This window comes from Winogradskyella sp. MIT101101 (assembly GCF_047126865.1).
Taxonomy (GTDB): Bacteria; Bacteroidota; Bacteroidia; order Flavobacteriales; family Flavobacteriaceae; genus Winogradskyella; species Winogradskyella ouciana.
The window spans coordinates 3,316,757-3,338,177 of the sequence record NZ_CP138982.1; the positions used below are offsets into that span (position 1 = coordinate 3,316,757).

Genomic DNA, 21,421 nt, shown 5'->3' on the forward strand with positions numbered 1-21,421 from the left:
GCTTTAGCTTTTAAAATTTGTGATAAAGGTAAATTTAAAAAGATCCTGAAACAAGTTCAGGATAACAAAAGATGGTATCAAAAAAAGTCGCTTTTTATACTTTAGGCTGCAAGCTTAACTTCTCTGAAACTTCTACAATTGCTAGAAGTTTTAAGGATGAAGGGTTTGAGCGTGTGGATTTTAAAGACGAAGCAGACATTTATGTGATTAATACTTGCTCTGTTACTGAGAATGCAGATAAACGCTTTAAGACCATAGTAAAACAAGCGCAAAAGGTGAATCCTGATGCATTTGTCGCTGCTATTGGTTGCTATGCACAGTTGAAACCAGAAGAGTTGGCGGATGTCAATGGAGTGGATTTGGTTTTGGGCGCTACAGAAAAGTTTAAGATTACAGACTACCTTAATGACCTTACCAAAAATGACTTTGGTGAAGTGCATAGTTGCGAAATTGAAGATGCAGATTTCTATGTTGGGAGTTACTCTATTGGAGATAGAACAAGGGCATTTTTAAAAGTACAAGATGGTTGCGATTATAAATGTACCTACTGTACCATTCCACTGGCAAGAGGAATTTCGCGAAGTGACACCATGGAAAATGTGTTGAAAAATGCCAAGGAAATTTCTGAGCAAGGGATTAAGGAAATAGTCTTAACAGGTGTAAATATTGGTGACTATGGTAAAGGGGAATTTGGGAATAAAAAACACGAACACACCTTTTTGGATTTAGTCACTGAGCTTGATAAAGTGGAAGGTATTGAACGTTTACGAATTTCGTCCATTGAGCCCAACCTTCTAAAAAATGAAACTATCGAATTGGTTTCAAAATCAAGAGCGTTTGTACCACATTTTCATGTGCCCTTGCAAAGTGGAAGCAATGACATTCTTAAAAAAATGAAGCGTCGTTACATGAAAGAGTTATACGTGGATCGGGTTTCAAAAATAAAAGAAGTAATGCAGCATGCTTGTATTGGAGTGGATGTTATTGTTGGTTTTCCTGGTGAAACGGACGAACATTACTTAGAAACGTATAATTTCTTAAACGAACTCGACATTTCCTATTTACATGTCTTCACTTACTCAGAACGCGACAATACGGAAGCTGCAGAAATGGATGGAGTAGTGCCTAAAAATATAAGGTCTAAACGAAGTAAGATGTTACGAGGGCTTTCTGCTAAAAAACGAAGAGCATTTTACGAAAAACAAATTGGCACAACGAGAACTGTTTTATTTGAAGGTGAAAACAAAGAAGGCTATATTCACGGATTTACAGAAAATTATGTAAAAGTGAAAACACCTTGGAATCCTGAATTGGTGAATACTTTGCATAAAGTTGAATTAACTAAAATAGATGAAGACGGCTTGGTGCGGTTTGAATTTATAGAAAGTTTAGTTGTATAAAAACAAAAACCCGAAACTTTTCAATTTCGGGTTTTTGTTTTAATTTCTTTCTCAATTATATACGGATGCCAACTGGTAACATGCGTTTGTATTTTCTGTTGCTTCTTACAAATTTTGCTATTTCAGGACTTGTAGGAACTACACTTATGTTGCGTTCTTTAATGTCTTCAAATACCATTGCCAAAAACTCTTTTTCAAAATCTGAAGTTCTAATCGCTTCGGGAATAATCATTTTTGTTAAGAATATCTTACGCTCTTGCAAAGAGTACTCTATAACAGCCATCTCATTTTCAACCTTTAATTCATATTGACGCAGAAAGTCATTATCAATCAATTCAGCAGTGTCAGTCATATTTTTCTTTGTTTTAAGTTAGCGGTTGGCAAGTAGATACTATAAATTTACATAGTTTTGCTGTGCGAAGGTACAAAAAATCGATGAGACTTTTAGATTGTTGTTGTTAAAACCTTAAATTTTAAGCCATTATATTGACGCTTCTAAAATTTTAACCAAAAAAAAGTATATAACAAGTTGGCAAACACTAACCTTACACATGTATATTTAATGCCAGGTATGGCGGCAAATCCATCAATCTTTGAACATATTAGATTGCCTGAGGACTCCTATAAAATACACTGGTTAGAATGGCAAATACCAGATAAGAACGAAACTTTTGAAGCTTATGCCAAGCGTATGTGTGATTTTATTGAGCATGATAACTCTGTGCTATTGGGAGTTTCTTTTGGTGGTATGCTAGTGCAAGAGATGAGTAAGTTTTTAAATTTAAAAAAACTGTTTGTAGTTTCTAGCGTAAAGTGCCACCATGAGTTACCAAAACGATTAAAATTTCTTAAAATCACAAAAGCTTATAAAATATTACCAACAAGCTTGGCTAGTAATATCGATTTGTTGGCAAAATACGCATTTGGCGAGACCATAAAAAAACGAGTAGATTTATATAAAAAATACTTGTCTGTAAGCGATAAAGTCTATCTAGATTGGGCCATTAAACAAGTAGTGTGTTGGGGCCAAGAAGAACCTCACCCAGACGCTATTTATATTCACGGAGATAAGGATATTGTTTTTCCGCACTCATGTGGTGGCAACTGCATAGTGCTAAAAGGGGGAACCCACATTATGGTGATTAATAAATACAAATGGTTTAACGAAAATCTACCAAAACTTATTGAGTCTTAGACTTGTATTATTCAATAGTTTTGTTACATTGTATAAAAAAATAATGCCATGCAAATCTTAAAGAATATATTAGCTATTATAGGATTAGTCTGTGTTTCGGGTCTTTTTATCTTTTCAGTACAAAAGGCGCCTTCAGACGAAACTATAGGAAAAGAATCACCACTTGTTAATGATTATAATGTCTATGCCTTAGAAATGCCAGAAGGGTTGAATTTTGCGGGTGAACTGGTGCCTGTTGAAAACCCAGATATTCATGAGCGTATGGACAGAGAACTTTTGGTGAACACATATTGGCAATCCAATGGTTTGCTGATGTTTAAGCGTGCACAGAAGTATTTCCCAATTATAGAGCCTATTCTAGAAAAGAATGGTGTACCAGATGATTTTAAATACCTAGCCGTAATTGAAAGTGGATTGACCAACGCTGTGTCGCCTGCTGGTGCAAGAGGATTTTGGCAAATTATGAAAGCTACAGGTCGTGAAAACGGTTTAGAAGTTAACTCTAACGTAGACGAACGCTACCATTTAGAAATGGCAACTGAAGTTGCTTGTAAATATTTGAAGAAAGCAAAAGAACAGTTAGGCTCATGGACTTTGGCTGCGGCTGCCTATAATGCAGGTAATGCAGGAATATCTAGACGATTGGAAGAACAAGGCGTTAACGACTATTACGATTTACTCTTAGGTGAAGAAACAGGTCGCTATATGTTTAGAATAGTTGCACTAAAAGAGATTTTAAGTAACCCTTCTAAATATGGATTTAACTTTAACAAAAGTGATTTATATACTTATATCCCAACCTATAAAGTCGAAGTTGATACAGCAGTAACCGATTTTGCAAGTTTTGCTAAACGTTTTGGAATTAATTACAAAATATTAAAGATTCACAATCCTTGGCTAAGAGAACCGCATCTAAATAATAAGTCAAGAAAATTATACACTATTGAGATTCCGAAGGATGGCTATTATAAAACCAATCCTTAAACTTTGGATTTTATAAAAGATCATATCTGGCAGATTTTAATAGGGCTAAACTACATTTTAGCCCTTTCTGCTGTTGTAACCATTTTGTTTAAAAGACTTAATCCTACAAAGACTTTAAGTTATATTATCGGGCTGTTGGTTTTTCCATTTGTGGGTTTGATTTTCTATTACCTTTTTGGTCAAGAGTATCGTAAAACAAAGATGTTTAGTAGAAAAAATGTACTAAACCAATCTGTTGTTAAAAAGATTCAAGAAGAACTTGAGTTAGATACAAAAGATATAGACAAAGTTGATGAAGTTTTAGACGAAAAATCCAAATTAATTCCACTTTTGTATAATAGTGAAAAGTCTAAGTTAACCATAAACAATGAGGTTACCCTTATAAAAAACGGTGATGAAAAATTTAAAATTTTAATTGAAGATCTTAAAAATGCTGAGTATCACATTCACATGGAATACTTCATTATAAAAGACGATAAAATAGGAACTGAAGTATTGGATATACTATGCGATAAGGCTATAAATGGAATTGAGGTAAGAATTGTAATCGATGATGTCGGGAGTTCCATTTCTTCAAAAATGAAAAATAAACTCAAGGATGCTGGCGTGGAAATGCATTCATTTATGCCTGTATTGTTTTCAGGATCTACAGGGCGTATGAACTACCGCGACCACAGAAAAATAATTGTTATCGACGGAAAAATTGGTTATGTCGGAGGTATTAATATTTCAGACAATTATGTTAATGCAAACAATGACCGCTATTGGAGAGATACACACATCAAAATTATTGGAGAAGCTGTAAAACCACTTCAGATATTGTTTTTTACAACATGGGATTTTGCTAGTGGAACAGAGCTAAAAATTTCCAAAACTTATTTTCCAGATCATAATTGCAAAGAGAATGTCCCATTACAAATTGCCGCTAGCGGACCAGATACCGATTGGTCTAATATTATGGAGGCAATTTTCGTGGCCATTACCAATGCAGAGGAGCATATTTATATAACCACACCTTATTTAATTCCTAATGACGAAATTATTACAGCACTTCAAGTAGCTGCGCGTAGCAATTTAGATGTAAAGATCATTATACCTAAAAAGTCTGATTCTTGGGTTGCAGAACATGCCACCAATTCATACATAGAGCTATTAATTGAAGCTGGAGTAGAAATTTATCAGTATAACAAAGGCTTTGTACATGCAAAGACCATGATAGTTGATGGTGTTTTTAGCACTGTTGGTACTGCCAATCTAGATTATAGGAGTTTCAATATTAATTTTGAAGTAAACGCACTGATATATGATGAAGCTTTTAGCAAACAGCTTACAGAACTTTTTAATGAAGATCTAAAAGACTGTGATAAAATTTACTACCAAAACTGGAAAAACAGATCTAAGTTTATAAAGTTTAAAGAGTCAATGGCTAGGTTAGCAGCTCCGCTACTATAAATTTATCTTCTACTTCTACGATTTTGTCTTGAAGAAGTTGGTTGGCCATAATGTTGTCTTGGTATTGAAGCTTTTTTCATTTGTTGTTTCATCATTTTTATCTGTTCAGCTAACATATTACGTTTATCCAAGTTTTCTGCTTCAGTTAATAACTTCTGAGCTTCTTGCTTACGACGTTTAGAAAATGCAATACCTGCCAAATTCAACTTTGCCATTGCCAAATCATGGTCCATAGACAAACCTAAGTTTATGGCTTTCTTAAAATATTTTTCGGCTTCGTTCATATTGGTTTGCGAAACCATAATACCATTTAAGTAATTTAAGTAGCCCTGTTGCTTTTTTACTAAAGCCGCTTCAGGATTTTTTATTTTATCTAACCATTTTTTAGCACCTTCAAAATCTTGCTTTCGCAATCTAAAAAATGCCATTAGAATCATTTCATTCTTAAAGTAAAGGAAAATGAATATGGTTGAAAGAAGTATAAACATAATACCATTACCTATATAGCCTTCGGTAAATTGGAATATGGCATATCCAATTATTAATGCAGCAATGACTAATTTTATATTTTTATTGAACATATATCGTGTGTTTTTTAAGGTTGGCAAAGTTAATAAAATTCTATCGAAATAATTTTATTTATAGACTTGCGAAAGTAAAAACTTGTTGTATATTTGCACCCAGTTTTGAGATAGCTCTCAACAATTAAAAAAGATTATAAGATTTAAAAAGATAAGACATGCCAAAAAGAACGTTTCAACCGTCTAAAAGAAAGAGAAGAAACAAGCACGGTTTCAGAGAAAGAATGGCTTCTGTTAACGGAAGAAAAGTTTTAGCACGTAGAAGAGCTAAAGGAAGAAAGAGATTGTCTGTATCTTCAGAATTAAGACATAAAAAATAATGATTAACAATTGTTAATATTTTAAAGGTGTTACTTAGGTGTAACGCCTTTTTTTATACCCTATTGATATTTATTTTTGCAAACCAAAAGATATTCACATGCCAAAAAACAAAAACATCAAGTCTATTTTACTTATCGGTTCGGGTCCAATAATTATTGGTCAAGCCTGCGAATTTGACTATTCAGGATCTCAAGCTCTACGGTCGTTACGTGAAGACGGAATAGAAACAATTCTTATAAATTCTAATCCGGCTACCATTATGACAGACCCTACAATGGCAGACCATGTTTACTTATTACCTTTAACAACGAAGTCTATTATTAAGATTTTAAAGGAGCATCCAAATATCGATGCTGTTTTACCAACAATGGGAGGACAGACCGCTTTAAATTTATGTATAGAGGCTGACGAAAAAGGCATTTGGGAAGATTTTAATGTTGATATTATAGGAGTTGATATTGATGCCATAAACATTACTGAGGATAGAGAAAAATTTAGAGAATTAATGTTGCAAATAGGTGTTGGTATGGCACCACAAGCAACAGCGACGTCATTCTTAAAGGGAAAAGAAATAGCGCAAGAATTTGGTTTTCCTTTATGTATTAGAGCGTCTTTTACTTTGGGAGGTGCCGGAGCATCCATAGTATATGACGAGAAGGAATTTGATGAAGCTTTAACCAGAGGGTTGGAAATTTCTCCAATCCATGAGGTCATGATTGATAAAGCCTTATTGGGATGGAAAGAATATGAGCTAGAGTTATTACGCGATAAAAACGATAATGTTGTTATCATCTGTACCATTGAGAATATGGATCCAATGGGAATCCATACAGGAGATTCCATTACGGTGGCTCCAGCTATGACCTTATCGGACAAAACCTTCCAAAAAATGCGTGATATGGCCATTCATATGATGCGTAGCATTGGAGATTTTGCTGGTGGTTGTAATGTGCAATTTGCTGTAAGTCCTGATGAGGAGGAAGATATTATTGCTATAGAAATTAATCCTAGAGTATCACGCTCTTCAGCTCTGGCAAGTAAAGCAACAGGATATCCTATTGCAAAAATTGCAGCGAAATTAGCTTTAGGGTACACTTTAGATGAGTTGGATAATCAGATTACTAAATCTACATCTGCATTATTTGAGCCAACCTTAGATTATGTCATCGTAAAGATTCCACGTTGGAACTTCGATAAGTTCGAAGGCTCAGACAGAACGTTAGGTCTACAGATGAAAGCCGTTGGAGAAGTAATGGCTATTGGTCGTTCGTTTCAAGAAGCACTACATAAAGCCACACAATCATTAGAAATAAAGCGTAACGGTTTAGGTGCAGATGGAAAGGGTTATAAGAATTACGATCAAATAATTGAAAAACTAACTCGCGCAAGTTGGGACAGGGTTTTTGTGATTTATGATGCCATACAAATGGGAATTCCTTTGAGTCGTATTCACGAAATCACAAAAATTGATATGTGGTTCTTAAAGCAATATGAAGAGCTATATCATTTGGAGAAAGAGATTTCAACCTATACGATTGATAACATAGATAGAGAATTGTTGCTTGAGGCGAAACAAAAAGGCTATGGTGACAGACAAATTGCACATATGCTTAAGTGTCTTGAAAGTGAAGTTTACAACAAGCGTAGAGAGTTAAATATTAACCGAGTGTACAAACTGGTTGATACTTGTGCGGCTGAGTTTAAAGCTCAGACACCATATTATTATTCAACTTTTGAAAGTGAGGTTGAAACTGCAGATGGTGTTGTGTCTGTAGCTAATGAAAGTGTTGTCACAGACAAGAAGAAAATCATTGTTTTAGGTTCTGGTCCAAATCGTATTGGTCAAGGTATAGAGTTTGATTATTGTTGTGTGCATGGTGTCTTAGCAGCCGCAGAATGTGGTTACGAAACCATAATGATAAACTGTAATCCAGAAACGGTTTCTACAGATTTTGATATAGCGGACAAGTTATATTTTGAACCTGTGTTCTGGGAGCATATCTACGATATTATTCAACATGAAAAACCAGAAGGTGTTATTGTGCAGCTTGGTGGTCAGACTGCATTGAAATTAGCGGAAAAAACTAGATCGCTATGGTATAAAGATTATGGGAACTAGTTATGAGTCATTGGATTTGGCTGAAGACAGAGGAAGCTTTTCAAAGTTGCTAAAAGAAAACAACATTCCTTATCCAGAATTTGATGTTGCAACTTCGGCAGATGAAGCATTGGCGATTGCAGATGTTCTTGACTTCCCGATATTGGTGAGACCGTCTTATGTTCTTGGAGGACAAGGCATGAAGATTGTTATAAACAAACAAGAATTAGAAGAGCATGTCATTGATTTATTAAAATCTATTCCGGGTAATAAATTATTGTTAGATCATTATTTAGATGGAGCTATAGAAGCTGAAGCTGATGCCATTTGTGATGGCGAGAATGTTTATATTATAGGTATAATGGAACACATCGAACCTTGTGGTATACATTCAGGAGATAGTAACGCTACTTTACCACCATTTAATTTGGGCGAGTTTGTAATGCAGCAGATTAAGGACCACACCAAAAAAATTGCTTTGGCTTTAAATACTGTTGGGTTAATCAATATTCAATTCGCCATAAAAGATGATACGGTTTATATCATTGAAGCCAATCCAAGAGCATCTCGTACAGTACCTTTTATTGCAAAAGCTTACAAAGAACCTTATGTAAATTATGCGACTAAAGTTATGTTGGGTGAGAAAAAGGTAACAGACTTTAATTTTAATCCTCAATTAGATGGTTACGCCATTAAACAGCCTGTATTCTCATTTAATAAATTTCCAAATGTGAATAAGAAACTTGGGCCAGAAATGAAGAGTACAGGTGAAAGTATCTTGTTTATAGATAGTTTAAAGGATGATGAGTTTTATGACTTATATTCTCGACGTAAGATGTACTTAAGTAAGTAAATTTTCACGCTTTTCGATTAAGTGCAAAGTTATGTCACTAATAATTATTAACTTAGCTTAAAATTATATTAGATGAAAAGAACATTACTTTTATTTTCTTTATTGTTTACTGTATGTACACTTTATGGTCAGGTAACTTTAAATCAAGTTGATGATTTTCAAGATGGTACAACACAAGAATGGAGAATAGGTGGTGCAGGTAATGCAACTAATGGACCTGTTAACGTACCAGACGAGGGACCAGCTGGTGCTGGTGATAATTGCTTGCAGTATACTTCTCTTGGAGGTGGTGGTGTTGCTAGCAAAATGATTTTTTATTCCCAAAATCAGCAGTGGAGTGGAGACTATTCTTCTGAAGGGGTAGATCAAATCACTATGGATGTAAAAGTACAAACCAATGATCTTAATCTAAGAATTGCTATGCAAGGTACCAATGGTACTAGAATTTGTTCTACAAGTGCCATTAATGTTGCAGCAGGTGGTGCATGGATGTCAATTACTTTTCCTATAGATCCTTCTAACTTTACCGTAGTAAGTGGCGGTGGCGATGCGGCTTCAGTATTGTCAGATGTTTTTACAGTTCGTATTTTAAGTAGTTCTTCTCCAACTTGGGATGCACCTGATGTTATTTCAGCTGTGATTCAAGTGGATAATATTACGGCATCATCATCTTTGAGCACAACAGAATTTGAAAGTCAGAATAGGGAATTGATGATTTCTCCTAATCCTGCTAAGGACAAATTGAATATTACTTTACCATCTGGCAGTAATGATATGAAACTTGAAGTATTTGATGTGTTGGGTAAACGTGTTTATAACGGATTATTGACTCAATTAGAATCTTCTGTAAATGTTTCTAGATGGAAAAGTGGAGTGTATTTGGTAAGAATTTCAAATAATTCAATTACACAGACTAAACGTTTTATAAAGCAATAGAGATAGAATTTATTAAATAGAGAAGCGATCAATTTTGGTCGCTTTTTTTATTTTTAATAATCAGTAGGAAGCTCAATTTTAACTCTATAATTTTTTAGCTGTTCAAGGTAATTTTCAAGAGTAAAGGTAGCATGGTTAAACTCTTGTTGACGAGCTTTTTTTTGTTGATGCTCGTTTAATGGCTTTTAAAAACCGTAAAACTTCTGTTTTATCGTTTAGTATTAAGCCAGGCACTTCAATAGATTTTCCATTTTCACCTTTGGCTACCATGGTAAAATATGAAGAATTACAGTGTTTTTTGGTTCCGGATTGTATGTGTTCAGACTCTACCCTTATACCAACAACCATTGATGTTCTACCGACATAATTAACGGAAGCTTTCATAGTGACTAAATCACCGACTTCAATTGGGTTTATAAAATCTACGGTATCTACTGATGCAGTTACGCAGTATGCTCCAGAGTGTTTAGAAGCACAGGCAAAGGCAATCTGGTCCATAAGGTTTAATATATAGCCACCATGGATTTTCCCACTAAAATTAGAATGGGACGGTTGCATAAGCTGCGAAATGCTTACACGAGAAGAATCAACTGTTTTATGCATAATGTTGAAGGTTGAGGTACACCAAACTAGTAATTATTGCAATACCAAAGCTAATGAGTGTACCAATGAGTATATACTCCGTTAGCTTTCGCTCTTTTGAAGCTGTTAAATCTCCAAACCTAAATACAGATTTAGCTGTGATTAAAAATCCGACAGCTTCCCAATGTCCAACGATAATAAATATAAAAACCAATAGTCGTTCTAAAATACCAATGTATTTTCCAGCATCTTTTAGAGATTCATTGCCCTTGGTCAATTTTGAAATATCCCATTTGGAGAATATGGTTTTCATTATTATTGAGGTAGGCATGGTTAGAAAAATAGCGCAGATAATTAGTAGCAGTAATTTTGGACTAAACGTTATTGTGAATGCAAAATCATCCTCAAATAAAAGAATAGTCAAAGTAAAGATTGAAGCCAAATGAAACAGTTGGTCTGCAAAAAAGAAGAATCGCTTTGTTTTCTTCTTTTGCAACAAGAGTTTTAAGGCATCAATAACTAAATGTGAGGCACCAATTAATAGGATTAAATTGGTATAAGATAAATCCCAAACAAAGAGGAACATTAAAGCTACATGGATGATTACATGAATATACAACCAAACCGATTTTAATTTTTTCTTCTCTTTATCCTTTACCCATTTTTGTGGCTGCAAAAAGAAATCACCAATAAGATGAGCCAATATTAGTTTAAGAAGTAATATCATCATAATTGTGCTATTTTTTGTCTGTACATAGCGTCTAGTTCTAAAATTTCGTCTAGGTGAGCTCGTTTTTGTCGCTTACTTACGGCATCTTGGCTTATGCCAATAATCTCAGCTAACTCAGACTGAATCATATTTGGATGCTCTAAACTTAATTTTACTATTTCTGCGGAATTGGTCGTCCAATTGTCCATGGCAATAAGAGCTAGTCTAAAATAAAGATTAATTTCTTTGTTAAGTGTTTCGTTGCTTGTTTTTAATCTAAGATTCTGTTTCTTTTTTTTGAGTATTTCAAATGTTTCACCAGAAAAAACAAAGGCCTCACCATTAGACTCACTCACAGAAATACCTTGGTACTGCTTATTTCCAATACCGATAGACATTCTTACATCGAGTCCTTTTACAGTTTTTAAAAAAGCTTTTATATAAACAGCTGTTCTAAAACTATCAGTTTCATTACTGCATTCTAGTTGAAAACTATCACCTCTATAAATGTCATAAAAAGAGGCATCCTCAGTGAGTTCAGATAACGCTGTCTTTAAGGGTTTTAGCCACAAATCTTCATTTATAGCTTTACGGGATTTTATAATATCTCCTGTAATAACACTGGTCATAACAAATATCATTTATTCAAATATATGCCTTTTAAACGGAATAAACAAATTTATTCCTCAAAAACGGAATATTTTAAATTATGCCTTTTTTATGGAATATAAATTTAAAGCTTTTATTCAAGATCTTTTTCATGCCGTCTATTGCGGATGCCATATTCGGTCTCTGTTTTTTTAAACAAACCAATTAAAAGAAGTATTATTCCCAAAAAGCCAAAGATTAAGCACAAAAACAAGTTGAGGTCGTTGTTTTCTGAAAACATATAATCTGTAAATAAACCCACTATACAAAGGCAGATTAAGCTAATTCCAATGATTAAAATTCTAGCGTAATAGAACCGAAGTGTCCATTTGTAAATAGTGTCGATAGTTTTTTTATTCAAAATCTTCAGAAGCTCTTTTAATAATCTTCTCGGGTAATGCTTTTTTGGCTTTAGCGCCCATTTTTTTAATTTTTTCAACGCGCGAAATAAGATTGCCCTTACCTTCAACCAATTTATTCATAGCCGACGAATAGTCGTTTTTAGCAGCATCAATCTTTTTGCCAACACCTGTTAAATCGGTTACCAAGCCTTCAAACTTATCATAGAGTGCACCAGCTTGTCTCGCAATCTCAATAGCATTTTGCTGTTGCTTTTCATTGTTCCACATGGTATCAATAGTGCGCAACGTAGCCAAAAGGGTAGAAGGTGTAACGATGACAATATTTTGCTCAAAGGCTTTGTTGTAAAGTGTATTGTCTTCATTAATGGCTACAGCAAAAGCAGGCTCAATAGGAATAAACATCAACACAAAGTCTGGGGATTCTATATCATATAAATCGTGATAATTCTTAGCGGAAAGATCGTCAACATGTTTTTTATGGAATTTACATGCGCTTTTAGATACATACCTCTCTCCTCATCCTCGGCATTTACCAACCGCTCATAAGCCGTTAATGACACTTTAGAGTCAATAATCATTTTCTTAGAATCGGGAAGGTGCAATACCACATCTGGCATTACGCGACTTCCGTCGTCGCGCGTAAAGTTCTGTTGAACAAAATACTCTCTATCCTTTTCCAGTCCAGATTTCTCTAAAACACGCTCTAAAACCAATTCGCCCCAATTTCCTTGCGTTTTGCTATCACCTTTTAAGGCTTTTGTTAAATTGGTGGCTTCAAGTGCCATTTGCTGGTTGAGGTCTTTAAGTCCAAGTAGCTGTTCCTTTAAAGCCGAATGCATACTTATGCTCTCCTTTTGAGTGTCTTCAACTTTCTTTTCAAACGTTTTTATTTTCTCTTCAAGCGGATTGAGGATGTTTTTGATGTTCTCTTTGTTCTGAAGTGTAAATTTTTCAGATTTTTCATCCAAGATTTTTGAAGCCATCAATTCAAAATCCTTTCTGAGTTGTTCTTGTTGTTTGACTAACTCTTCGTCTCGCTTTAAATTTTGTTGCTGAAGGTTCTCATATTCGGTATTTCGTCTAGATAATTCGGTATTTAAAAAATCTTTTTCTTTTCTAATAGCTTCGCGATCCGTTTCAATTTTCTCTATAGTCTGCTTGAGTTCTCCAATGGTATTGTTAAGTTGTAGTTGGCGTTCTTCAAGGGCACTTTTGTCACCTTTGCTTTTTAGTTGTGCAAACTTAAGCCCAATAAATGCGCCAATTCCTGCCGAAAAAATGATAGCAATAAATAAAATGAGTGTGTCGTTCATGTTGAAAAAGAGAATTTATCAAAGATACATTTTTAGCTCGAAGTTTGAAGCATGAAGCCCGAAGATGAATAAGCTATTTCTTAACCCGAAAACTTCCGGATTTGTCATCAAACAAAATTAAATCTTCAGGAAAAAGGGATTCAAATACACCTTTTGAAATTAATTGACATGGCTGGTCACAAACGACATCATCCTTTCGCATTACAATCATAGTGTCACATAGCTGAATGGCTAAATCTATTTCATGTGAAGAAAATAAAATTGTTTTCCCGGTGTCTTTGGTGAGTTTTTGCAAGAGTTTTAAAATATAGGCTTTGTGATACATGTCGAGATGCGTGGTAGGCTCATCCAAAACAATCACATCTGTATCTTGAGCCAAAGCACGAGCAATCATTACCTTTTGTAACTGACCATCGCTGAGTTCGTAGCATCTTTTGTCTTTTAAATCAAAAATATTGACCTGCTTTAAAGACGAATTGATAATAGAATTATCTTTATCTGTTAAGTTGCCTATCCAATTAGTGTAAGGATGTCTTCCTAAAGCCACCAACTCATATACTGAAAGATTTTTTGAGGTTAATTGTTCAGTGAGCACAATGCTAAGCTGCTTTGCCAAATCTGTAGTAGAAGTGGATTTTAAATCTTTGTCATCTAAAAGAGTAGTCCCTGATAACGCAGGCTGTACTTTAATCAAGGTTCTTAAAAGTGTTGATTTTCCAATTCCATTAGCACCCACTAAACCAATAAGTTGCCCTTGTTGTAATTCAAAATTAATATTTGACGCCACTACGGTTTCAACTTTCTTGGTTTTGTAACCTATTGAAAGTTGTTCCGCTTTTAGGATGATATGTGATGCTTCATTTTTCATCTAAAACATCATTTTTCGTTGTCTTACCAATAACCAAATTACAACAGGCGCACCAACCAAAGCTGTTATGGCATTAATTGGTAAAGTGTAATCGCTTCCAGGAATTTGAGCAATACTGTCACAAATTAACATAACTATTGCTCCATATAAAAATACAGCTGGCAATAGCACTTTGTGATTTGAGGTTTTAAATATTTGACGTGTTAAATGCGGAATCGCCAAACCGATAAAAGCAATTGGGCCAGCAAAGGCTGTAATTGTTCCTGCTATAAGGCTAGTTGCTAAAATGATAATGAGTCGGCTTTGTTTTAAATTAAGACCTAAACTCTTGGCATAATTATCTCCAAGTAAAAGACTATTTAGACCTTTGATGGAGGCAATACTCAAAATAAGACCAACCAGGTAAATCCCGAAGAAAATCAATAACTCATCCCAAGATAAATTGCTCAAGCTGCCAAAACCCCAAAAAATGTATTGTTGTAATTGTTCTGCTGAACTAAAGTAGGAGAGTACACTAACCACAGCAGCCGTAATACTGCCAAACATTAAACCGATGATGAGAATAGCCATAGTATCTCGGACTTTGTTTGAAACCGCCAAAACAGCCAATAGTACCAAGAAACTGCCTAAACTCGCAGCAATGACAATACTCCATTTAGAAATAAGTGCTGTAGCAAAAAGACTTCCAAATAAACCAGAACCTAAAATCACTAAAGCAACACCAAGACTTGCACCAGAGCTGATGCCCAAGACAAATGGACCTGCTAAGGGATTTCTAAATAAGGTTTGCATTAACAATCCTGAAATTCCTAAACCAGAGCCAACCAAAATGGCTGTTATGGCTTTTGGCAATCTAAAATCGGTAACAATTACCTCCCAAGTGCTATTCTCTATAGTTCCGAAAAGACTACCAAAAATACTATCCATCGGAATACTAATAGAGCCTAAACTTATATTCACAAAAAAGCATAGCAATAAAATTACTGAGAGCGCTATGAATTGGTATTTGTAGTTGATTTTCATTATTTATAAGACCTCACAGGTTTTAAAACCTGTGAGGTCTCTAGTTTTATTTAAGGTTCTTAAAGAAATATGGAGTATAACCATCTAACAATTCCGGATGGCAAATTTTTATTAAATCCTTTAAGACCAAATCAGGTCTTGCTGTTCCTAATTCGTAATATAATACTCCACCGGTTTCTCCCTTTGCATTGGTAAATGAGAAAACGTTTTTTGTTTTAAAAGCTTCAAAATTTGTATATAAAGAACTCGCTTTTTTCAACTGCTCTAAGCTACTGTAATAGGATGGATTTAACCATATATCAGCATCTTTTGCTTTGTCTAGCACAGCTTCAAAGCTTAATGCTAAGCTTCCATTTCCAGTAGTGTCACTCCAAAGGTAGTTGACGTTGGCATCCTTTAAAAATTGTGCTTCAGGACTAGAGCCATTTGGTAAATACCAAACATCTTTATGCATGGCTCCACTTAAAACTGTTGGTTGCGTTTTGGCTTGCTTTGCAATAGATTTTGCTTCTAAATAATCTTTTTCGATGTTGTTAAAAATGGTATCCGCCTTTTGTTCTTGATTAAAAAGCACACCGAAAAATTTGATCCATTCTGCTTTTGCTAAAGCTGAAGATTCTACCCAATCGCCATTATAAATTACAGGAACACCAGCTTTTTTTATCGTTTCGAATGTTTTGTTTACTCCATCTACACCAAAACCAATCACCACATCTGGATTAAGCTCTAAAAGCACTTCGGTATTGATGCCTTCGTTTTTACCGAGTTCCCTTACTTTACCTTTATTGATTCGCTTTCTGGTTTTTTCTGAAGAAATATAGTCTGTTTCAGGAAAACCGACTAAAGTTTGTTCTACACCCAACAATTCTAAAGCAGGAATGTGAGTCGTGGATGTAACGACGAGCTTTGTAATATCATTTGTAATGACACCGTCATAAGCATCTCTAGGAAAAGTCATTTTTGATAGCTGTTCCTTAGAAGCAATAAGATATTTATAGTTTTTCTCAGCTTCAGGCCAAGGTGTTTCAATGGTTAAAATTTTATAATCTCTGTTGTCAGTTACTGAAAAGCCTTTGGCGTATTTTAAATTTATTGAACTTGTATCTAAGGGAGGAAGATCCCTTTTGATGCCTTTATCCTCTTTGCAACTGCTAAATAGAATTAAAATCGGTAAAAAAATATAGAGTGTTTTTTTCAAAATCATCAATTTCTTTCAAAAGTAATATTATTTAAAGTTTTGTGTCAATCATTAAACAAAATGTTTAGTTTTGCGCCGAAATTAGGTTCCAATCCTTAACCGATTGGATTAAAAGGGAATTTGGTGCGAATAAAATTTTCAATTCCAAAACTGTTCCCGCAACTGTAAGCTATAAAGCTTGTTATAACCTTCAATGTCACTGTGCCGAAACCTAGGTATGGGAAGACGAATAGCAAGACGCAAGTCAGGAGACCTGCCAATTTCAACATAGAAGTCAAACTTTCGGGATAAAAGTTTACATACTAATTTCAGTGTGTTCTCGAGCAATTAAATTTTAAAATGAACAAAACAAAAGTGTTTTGTAGCATACTTAGTTTAGGTATGCTATCTGTTGGATTTGCACAAAAAGAGCAAGATTCAGTAAAAGTTGAGCAGTTAGAGGAAGTGGTGGTTACGGACTCAAAATTTCAACTAAAACGAGAAAATTCGGGTAAGGTCATTACCAAGATTACCTCAGAAGATTTAGAAAAACTACAAGGACAGTCCATTGCCGAAATTATCGGTAGAACGGTTGGTGTAGAAATTAACGGTGTTCGCAGCAACGCTGGCCAGAACCTAAGTTATTTTATTCGTGGTGGACGTAATCGCCAGGTTTTAATACTTATTGATGGAGTACAGGTTACTGACCCATCTCAAATTGCCAATGATTACGATTTACGTTTGTTAAATGCGGACCAAGTAGAATCTATTGAGATTTTAAAGGGTGCATCGAGCACACTGTACGGAACAGGTGCTGCAACTGCTGTTATTAATATTAAACTCAAGGAAGCCTCAAAAAAAGCTATTAACTTGAGTTTGAGAAGCACATTGGGTACCAATCAATCTTCAGATGAAAATAATTATGCAATTGAGGATTTTAGAAATAGTGTTTCTGTAAATGGACAATTAGGTAAATTTAATTATTTGGCCAGCTTCGGACATCAATTTACAGACGGATTATCAGCAATAGAAGGTGGTACAGAGTCTGATGCTTTTAACAGTCACAATGGAAATGTAAAGTTGGGATATAAGTTCAGTAATGCATTTAAACTGACCACTTATGCAAGTTTTGATAACTATAAGGCCGATTTTGATGATAGTTTTGGTCTGACGGATGCAGACAATATTTCAATCTCCAAGCAATATAGAGTAGGCGCGTCACCAGAATTTAAATACAAACAGGGAAGCATCACCGTGAATGCTGCTTATAATGATGTTGAGCGCGAGATTGAATCTGGCTTTCCTTCACAGTTTAATGCCCAGAGTATAGTCGTAGATGCTTTTAATCGCTATAATTTTAGTGATACGTTCTACACTGTTTTGGGAATTAACTATCAAGATAACCAAATGGAGAGTTTTGCTATTCCTTTTGGTGAAACGGATTTTTAGTCAAGCAATAGACCCAGAAACTGCACAATTTACAATTACAGATCCATATGTAAACGTGGTTTATGTTTCAGATTTTGGATTGAATGTCAATGCTGGAGCACGATTAAATAATCACAGTGAATATGGGAATCACTTTGTTTATAGTGTAAATCCGTCTTATAAAATTGATTTGGATTTTGGTTACATAAAAGGATTAGCGAGTTATAGTACCGCTTTTATTACACCATCTTTATATCAATTGTTTGAGCCTAGTTTTGGAAATCCTGATTTAGAACCCGAAGAGAATCAAACCATTGAAGTAGGAGCAGAGGTTAATATTAAGGATAGAGCCACAATAAGCTTAGTTTACTTCACTAGAAATGAAGATAATTTTATTGATTTTGTAGATACTGGTGGTTTTGTGTTTCAATATCAAAATATTGAAAAATCTTTTACTGCTAGTGGTTTGGAACTGGTTGCACAAATAAAAGTGATTAAGGACATGAACCTTAATCTAAATGGAACTTACACAACTTTAGATGAAGACTTAAGTCTTAGGATTCCAGAAATTAAAGTTAATACGAGATTGGACTATGCGCTTTCAGAACTAATGCAAATAAGTTTGTCTTATCAATATAATGATGAGAGAGAAGATCTGGTATTTAACAATGAAACTTTTGAAAATGATTCAGTGACGCTCGATTCTTATGGGTTGCTGGATTTTTACATCAGCCATAAAATCATCAACAATAAAATGACAGTGTTTGCAAACCTTACAAACATTTTTAATGAAGACTATCAAGAACTTTTTGGTTTTACAACTAAGGGAAGGGGATTTAATTTAGGGTTTAACCTCATGTTGTAGTCAATGAAAAAAGCCGCTTTAAAGCGGCTTTTTTTTAGTCTTCAAACATTAGATTTTCAATTGGAGACTTTAGTTCTTTAGCACTAATTTCTTCAAGAATAGGAAAATCTATATTTCTATTAAAAGATCGATCTCCATTTGTAATGTCAGCTATAGCTGCAGCCAATAATGGTTCAGAAATCATACCTAAAGTTCCAAAAGTGCTTGGTGTTTCAACTATGTTAACATCTGGAGTTAACCCGTTTGTAGGTACTAAACCATCATTAACATTTGTAGAATTAGCAATAAGCGGAATTAGAGCGTAATTATGATTTCCATTAACATTGTTGCCATCAAACTCTTGTGAGTCAAATACAAGACGATTGGCTTGTGTTTTTCCTGCTGTCATATCACCAATATGCACAACTTCTATATAAGGTCTTAAACTGTTGATGATGAGTTCGCTTGCTGAGGCAGAACTTGATGATGTCAATACATATACTTTACTCAGATTTAAACTATTAATCGACGTGTTGTCTGACAATGCGTTTGTAAATTCGTAATTTCTATTCTGACTTTGCTGATTGTTATTATAGAATAGTTTTGAAAATACCTGTCCATTAAACTGACCAGTTACCATGCTTGCCAAATGAACGGCTGTTTGTATGTTTCCGCCTCCATTGTACCTTAAATCGATAACCAATTCTTGCACTCCAGCAGCCTGAAACTGACCAAAAGCATCATTTAATTCATTATCAAAATTGCTACTAAACCCATTGTACATCAAGTAACCAACATTAACATTTGTAAGGTTTAAGACTTGAGCAATATGAACAGGGTTTTCTGTATAGGCAGCTTTTGTTAAGTTTGTGCTTTCACCATTTAAAGTTATAGTGTCGTCATCTGCTTGCGGAGTTCCGTTATTATCATAGTCAGCAAAATTCAATGTATAAGAGTCCTGCCCTAATAGTGTATTAATATTTGATGTCGTAAGATCTGTTCCATCCACAGCTCTAAAAACCTGACCTCTTACTAGGCCTAAATTATCAGCAACACTATTGTTTAAAACTAATGTTATCGCACCAAACACTTCAGTCTGACTTCCAGGGACCAAATACAATCTAAATTCTATCCCATTACTAAGCGTTGTGCCTTGTTGGGCATTTATAATATCTAAATAATTTGGTACAATAACAGAGAAAGGATCTAGAGGTTCAAATATTAAAGTCTCAAAGAGATCTTCTGGAGTGGCAAAACCATTAAGATATTCTGAGTATTCTTCGGTTTTCTCGTATCTATCATCAATACCGTTAATGCCAAATCTATCGTTGGATAAGTCGGGTACTTGATTGGGTGAATTATACAGATAATAAGCATTCATTCCTTTCCAGACAAAATCATTGATGTCTGAATTTGCAATGGCATTATCATCTAAATCTTCAAAACAGCCTGTTAAAACAAAGGTAAAGGCGCACAGTAGTGCAATAAGACTAAACTTTTTCATCATTTTCTTTTTTATAGCGTTTTTTACATCTGTCTGTAAAACTCTAAATTTACTTACATTATTATAAATAAAAAAACTTTGTAACAAATTGTAATGTGTATCGTCGTAGTTATGAAGGCAAGTAAAATTGTATTCAACCACCAATCAAAAAAGTAATGAAGCAGGCAGATTTTGTAAGCTTAGTGATGCCATTTAAGGATAAGGTATTCCGTTTGGCAAAACGTTTACTGGTTTCTCGTGAAGAAGCTGAGGATGCTACGCAAGAAATACTGCTGAAATTATGGAGAAATAAAGAGAAGATAAGTGAATACAAAAATGTAGAAGCCTTCTCAATGACAATGACAAAGAATTTTTGTTTGGATCGGTTAAAATCCAAACAGGCACAAAATTTAAAGATCGTTCATAGTAATTATACTAATAACGACTCGTCATTACAAAAACAAGTAGAAGCTAGAGATAGCGTGGATTGGGTTTCTAAGATAATGGAAGACCTTCCGGAACAACAAAAAATAATAGTGCAATTAAGAGATATAGAACAGTACGATTATGCAGAGATAGCAGAAATGCTAGAAATGAACGAAACAGCAGTACGAGTAAATTTATCCAGGGCACGTAAAACAATAAGAGAAAAATTGACTAATACACATCAATATGGTATTAAATAATATAGAAAAACTATTAGAAAAGTATAACAATGCTGAGACATCGTTAGCCGAAGAAGCGCAACTGAGAGCTTATTTTGAGAGTGATAATGTAGCACCACATTTAGAACATTACAAACCAATGTTCCTATACTTTTCGCAATCGCAACAAGAGCAGTACACTAAAGACGTTCCATTAAAACCTAAGAGAACAAAATTGTATCAATGGATTTCTGTCGCAGCAGTTGCTGTTCTTATGCTTGGAATTTTCATTCCTAATTGGGGTGGAGAAACAGATCCTTGGGAAAAATATACAGCTGAGGAACAACAATTGTATTTAGAAACTAAAGCAGCTTTGGCGATGCTCTCAGATAAGTTTAATGACGGAACATCAAGTATCAATGCACTAGACTTAGCTTCTGAAAACTTTAATGTAGGCTTAAATAAAGCGAGCCACATTGCAGAATTTAGTGAAACAACAAACAAATTATTAAAGAATTAA

General features: G+C 34.6%; 19 protein-coding genes, 2 pseudogenes and 1 riboswitch. Of the genes and pseudogenes, 11 read left to right on the plus strand and 10 right to left on the minus strand.

What is annotated here, in order from left to right; all coding sequences use genetic code 11:
* The first annotated feature begins 71 nt into the window (after positions 1–71).
* Positions 72–1,400: a tRNA (N(6)-L-threonylcarbamoyladenosine(37)-C(2))-methylthiotransferase MtaB gene (gene mtaB, locus SIB89_RS14870; protein ID WP_412560399.1), complete on the plus strand. Its 1,329-nt coding sequence runs from the start codon at positions 72–74 to the stop codon at positions 1,398–1,400.
* 55 nt (positions 1,401–1,455) lie between these two features.
* Here mtaB and SIB89_RS14875 read toward each other — a convergent pair whose 3' ends face one another.
* A complete protein-coding gene (locus SIB89_RS14875; RefSeq protein ID WP_155089499.1) occupies positions 1,456–1,752 on the minus strand; it encodes an N-acetyltransferase in 297 nt (98 codons plus the stop codon).
* A 210-nt stretch (positions 1,753–1,962) separates the two neighbouring features.
* Here SIB89_RS14875 and SIB89_RS14880 point away from each other — a divergent pair, with 210 nt between their 5' ends.
* From SIB89_RS14880 to cls, 3 genes are read left to right on the plus strand one after another with little or no spacing between them, the layout of a single operon-like run.
* Positions 1,963–2,595, plus strand: a complete 633-nt coding sequence (locus tag SIB89_RS14880) for an alpha/beta fold hydrolase (protein WP_412561923.1) — start codon at positions 1,963–1,965, stop codon at positions 2,593–2,595.
* 48 nt (positions 2,596–2,643) lie between these two features.
* A complete protein-coding gene (locus tag SIB89_RS14885; RefSeq protein ID WP_155089500.1) occupies positions 2,644–3,579 on the plus strand; it encodes a lytic transglycosylase domain-containing protein in 936 nt (311 codons plus the stop codon).
* Positions 3,580–3,582: 3 nt separating this feature from the next.
* On the plus strand, positions 3,583–5,031 hold the full coding sequence (cls, locus tag SIB89_RS14890; RefSeq protein ID WP_412560400.1) for a cardiolipin synthase: 1,449 nt from the start codon (positions 3,583–3,585) through the stop codon (positions 5,029–5,031).
* Positions 5,032–5,033: 2 nt separating this feature from the next.
* Here cls and SIB89_RS14895 read toward each other — a convergent pair whose 3' ends face one another.
* Positions 5,034–5,612, minus strand: a complete 579-nt coding sequence (locus SIB89_RS14895; protein WP_155089502.1) for a DUF2892 domain-containing protein — start codon at positions 5,610–5,612, stop codon at positions 5,034–5,036.
* Between the two features lie 158 nt (positions 5,613–5,770).
* Between SIB89_RS14895 and rpmH the strand changes: the two genes are divergently transcribed.
* The 3 genes and pseudogenes from rpmH to SIB89_RS14910 all read left to right on the plus strand — a co-directional run bounded on the left by rpmH (position 5,771) and on the right by SIB89_RS14910 (position 9,820).
* Complete coding sequence (gene rpmH / locus SIB89_RS14900) at positions 5,771–5,932, plus strand: 50S ribosomal protein L34 (protein WP_155089503.1); 162 nt, start codon at positions 5,771–5,773, stop codon at positions 5,930–5,932.
* A gap of 98 nt (positions 5,933–6,030) precedes the next feature.
* A pseudogene (carB, locus tag SIB89_RS14905) lies at positions 6,031–8,884 on the plus strand (carbamoyl-phosphate synthase large subunit).
* 72 nt (positions 8,885–8,956) lie between these two features.
* Positions 8,957–9,820: a T9SS type A sorting domain-containing protein gene (locus SIB89_RS14910; protein WP_155089505.1), complete on the plus strand. Its 864-nt coding sequence runs from the start codon at positions 8,957–8,959 to the stop codon at positions 9,818–9,820.
* A gap of 135 nt (positions 9,821–9,955) precedes the next feature.
* On the opposite strand, the gene SIB89_RS14915 is transcribed toward SIB89_RS14910, so the two are convergent.
* From SIB89_RS14915 to SIB89_RS14945, 7 genes and pseudogenes are all read right to left on the minus strand, one after another.
* Positions 9,956–10,423, minus strand: a complete 468-nt coding sequence (locus tag SIB89_RS14915; RefSeq protein WP_412560401.1) for an acyl-CoA thioesterase — start codon at positions 10,421–10,423, stop codon at positions 9,956–9,958.
* A complete protein-coding gene (locus SIB89_RS14920) occupies positions 10,416–11,132 on the minus strand; it encodes a DUF3307 domain-containing protein (protein ID WP_412560402.1) in 717 nt (238 codons plus the stop codon). Before SIB89_RS14920 ends, SIB89_RS14915 begins: the two co-directional genes overlap by 8 nt.
* Positions 11,129–11,752 carry a SatD family protein gene (locus SIB89_RS14925; protein ID WP_412560403.1) on the minus strand — a complete coding sequence of 208 codons (624 nt, stop codon included), beginning with the start codon at positions 11,750–11,752 and terminating at the stop codon, positions 11,129–11,131. Before SIB89_RS14925 ends, SIB89_RS14920 begins: the two co-directional genes overlap by 4 nt.
* Positions 11,753–12,112: 360 nt before the next feature.
* Positions 12,113–13,434, minus strand: a pseudogene (gene rmuC, locus SIB89_RS14930) (DNA recombination protein RmuC).
* A gap of 73 nt (positions 13,435–13,507) precedes the next feature.
* On the minus strand, positions 13,508–14,302 hold the full coding sequence (locus SIB89_RS14935; protein ID WP_412560404.1) for an ABC transporter ATP-binding protein: 795 nt from the start codon (positions 14,300–14,302) through the stop codon (positions 13,508–13,510).
* On the minus strand, positions 14,303–15,325 hold the full coding sequence (locus SIB89_RS14940; protein WP_412560405.1) for a FecCD family ABC transporter permease: 1,023 nt from the start codon (positions 15,323–15,325) through the stop codon (positions 14,303–14,305).
* A 46-nt stretch (positions 15,326–15,371) separates the two neighbouring features.
* Positions 15,372–16,529: an ABC transporter substrate-binding protein gene (locus tag SIB89_RS14945; protein ID WP_412560406.1), complete on the minus strand. Its 1,158-nt coding sequence runs from the start codon at positions 16,527–16,529 to the stop codon at positions 15,372–15,374.
* A gap of 60 nt (positions 16,530–16,589) precedes the next feature.
* Positions 16,590–16,799, plus strand: a riboswitch (cobalamin riboswitch).
* A gap of 63 nt (positions 16,800–16,862) precedes the next feature.
* Here SIB89_RS14945 and SIB89_RS14950 point away from each other — a divergent pair.
* A complete protein-coding gene (locus SIB89_RS14950; RefSeq protein WP_412560407.1) occupies positions 16,863–17,951 on the plus strand; it encodes a TonB-dependent receptor in 1,089 nt (362 codons plus the stop codon).
* Positions 17,935–18,795, plus strand: coding sequence for a TonB-dependent receptor domain-containing protein (locus SIB89_RS14955; protein ID WP_412560408.1), 861 nt, complete (start codon positions 17,935–17,937; stop codon positions 18,793–18,795). The genes SIB89_RS14950 and SIB89_RS14955 overlap by 17 nt, the downstream gene beginning before the upstream one ends.
* 34 nt (positions 18,796–18,829) lie before the next feature.
* Here the strand turns inward: SIB89_RS14955 and SIB89_RS14960 are convergent, their stop codons facing one another.
* Positions 18,830–20,281 carry a S41 family peptidase gene (locus tag SIB89_RS14960; protein ID WP_412560409.1) on the minus strand — a complete coding sequence of 484 codons (1,452 nt, stop codon included), beginning with the start codon at positions 20,279–20,281 and terminating at the stop codon, positions 18,830–18,832.
* Positions 20,282–20,433: 152 nt separating this feature from the next.
* Between SIB89_RS14960 and SIB89_RS14965 the strand changes: the two genes are divergently transcribed.
* Together SIB89_RS14965 and SIB89_RS14970 are read left to right on the plus strand one after the other, a co-directional pair.
* Complete coding sequence (locus SIB89_RS14965; RefSeq protein ID WP_273289373.1) at positions 20,434–20,943, plus strand: RNA polymerase sigma factor; 510 nt, start codon at positions 20,434–20,436, stop codon at positions 20,941–20,943.
* Complete coding sequence (locus SIB89_RS14970; RefSeq protein ID WP_412560410.1) at positions 20,930–21,421, plus strand: hypothetical protein; 492 nt, start codon at positions 20,930–20,932, stop codon at positions 21,419–21,421. Before SIB89_RS14965 ends, SIB89_RS14970 begins: the two co-directional genes overlap by 14 nt.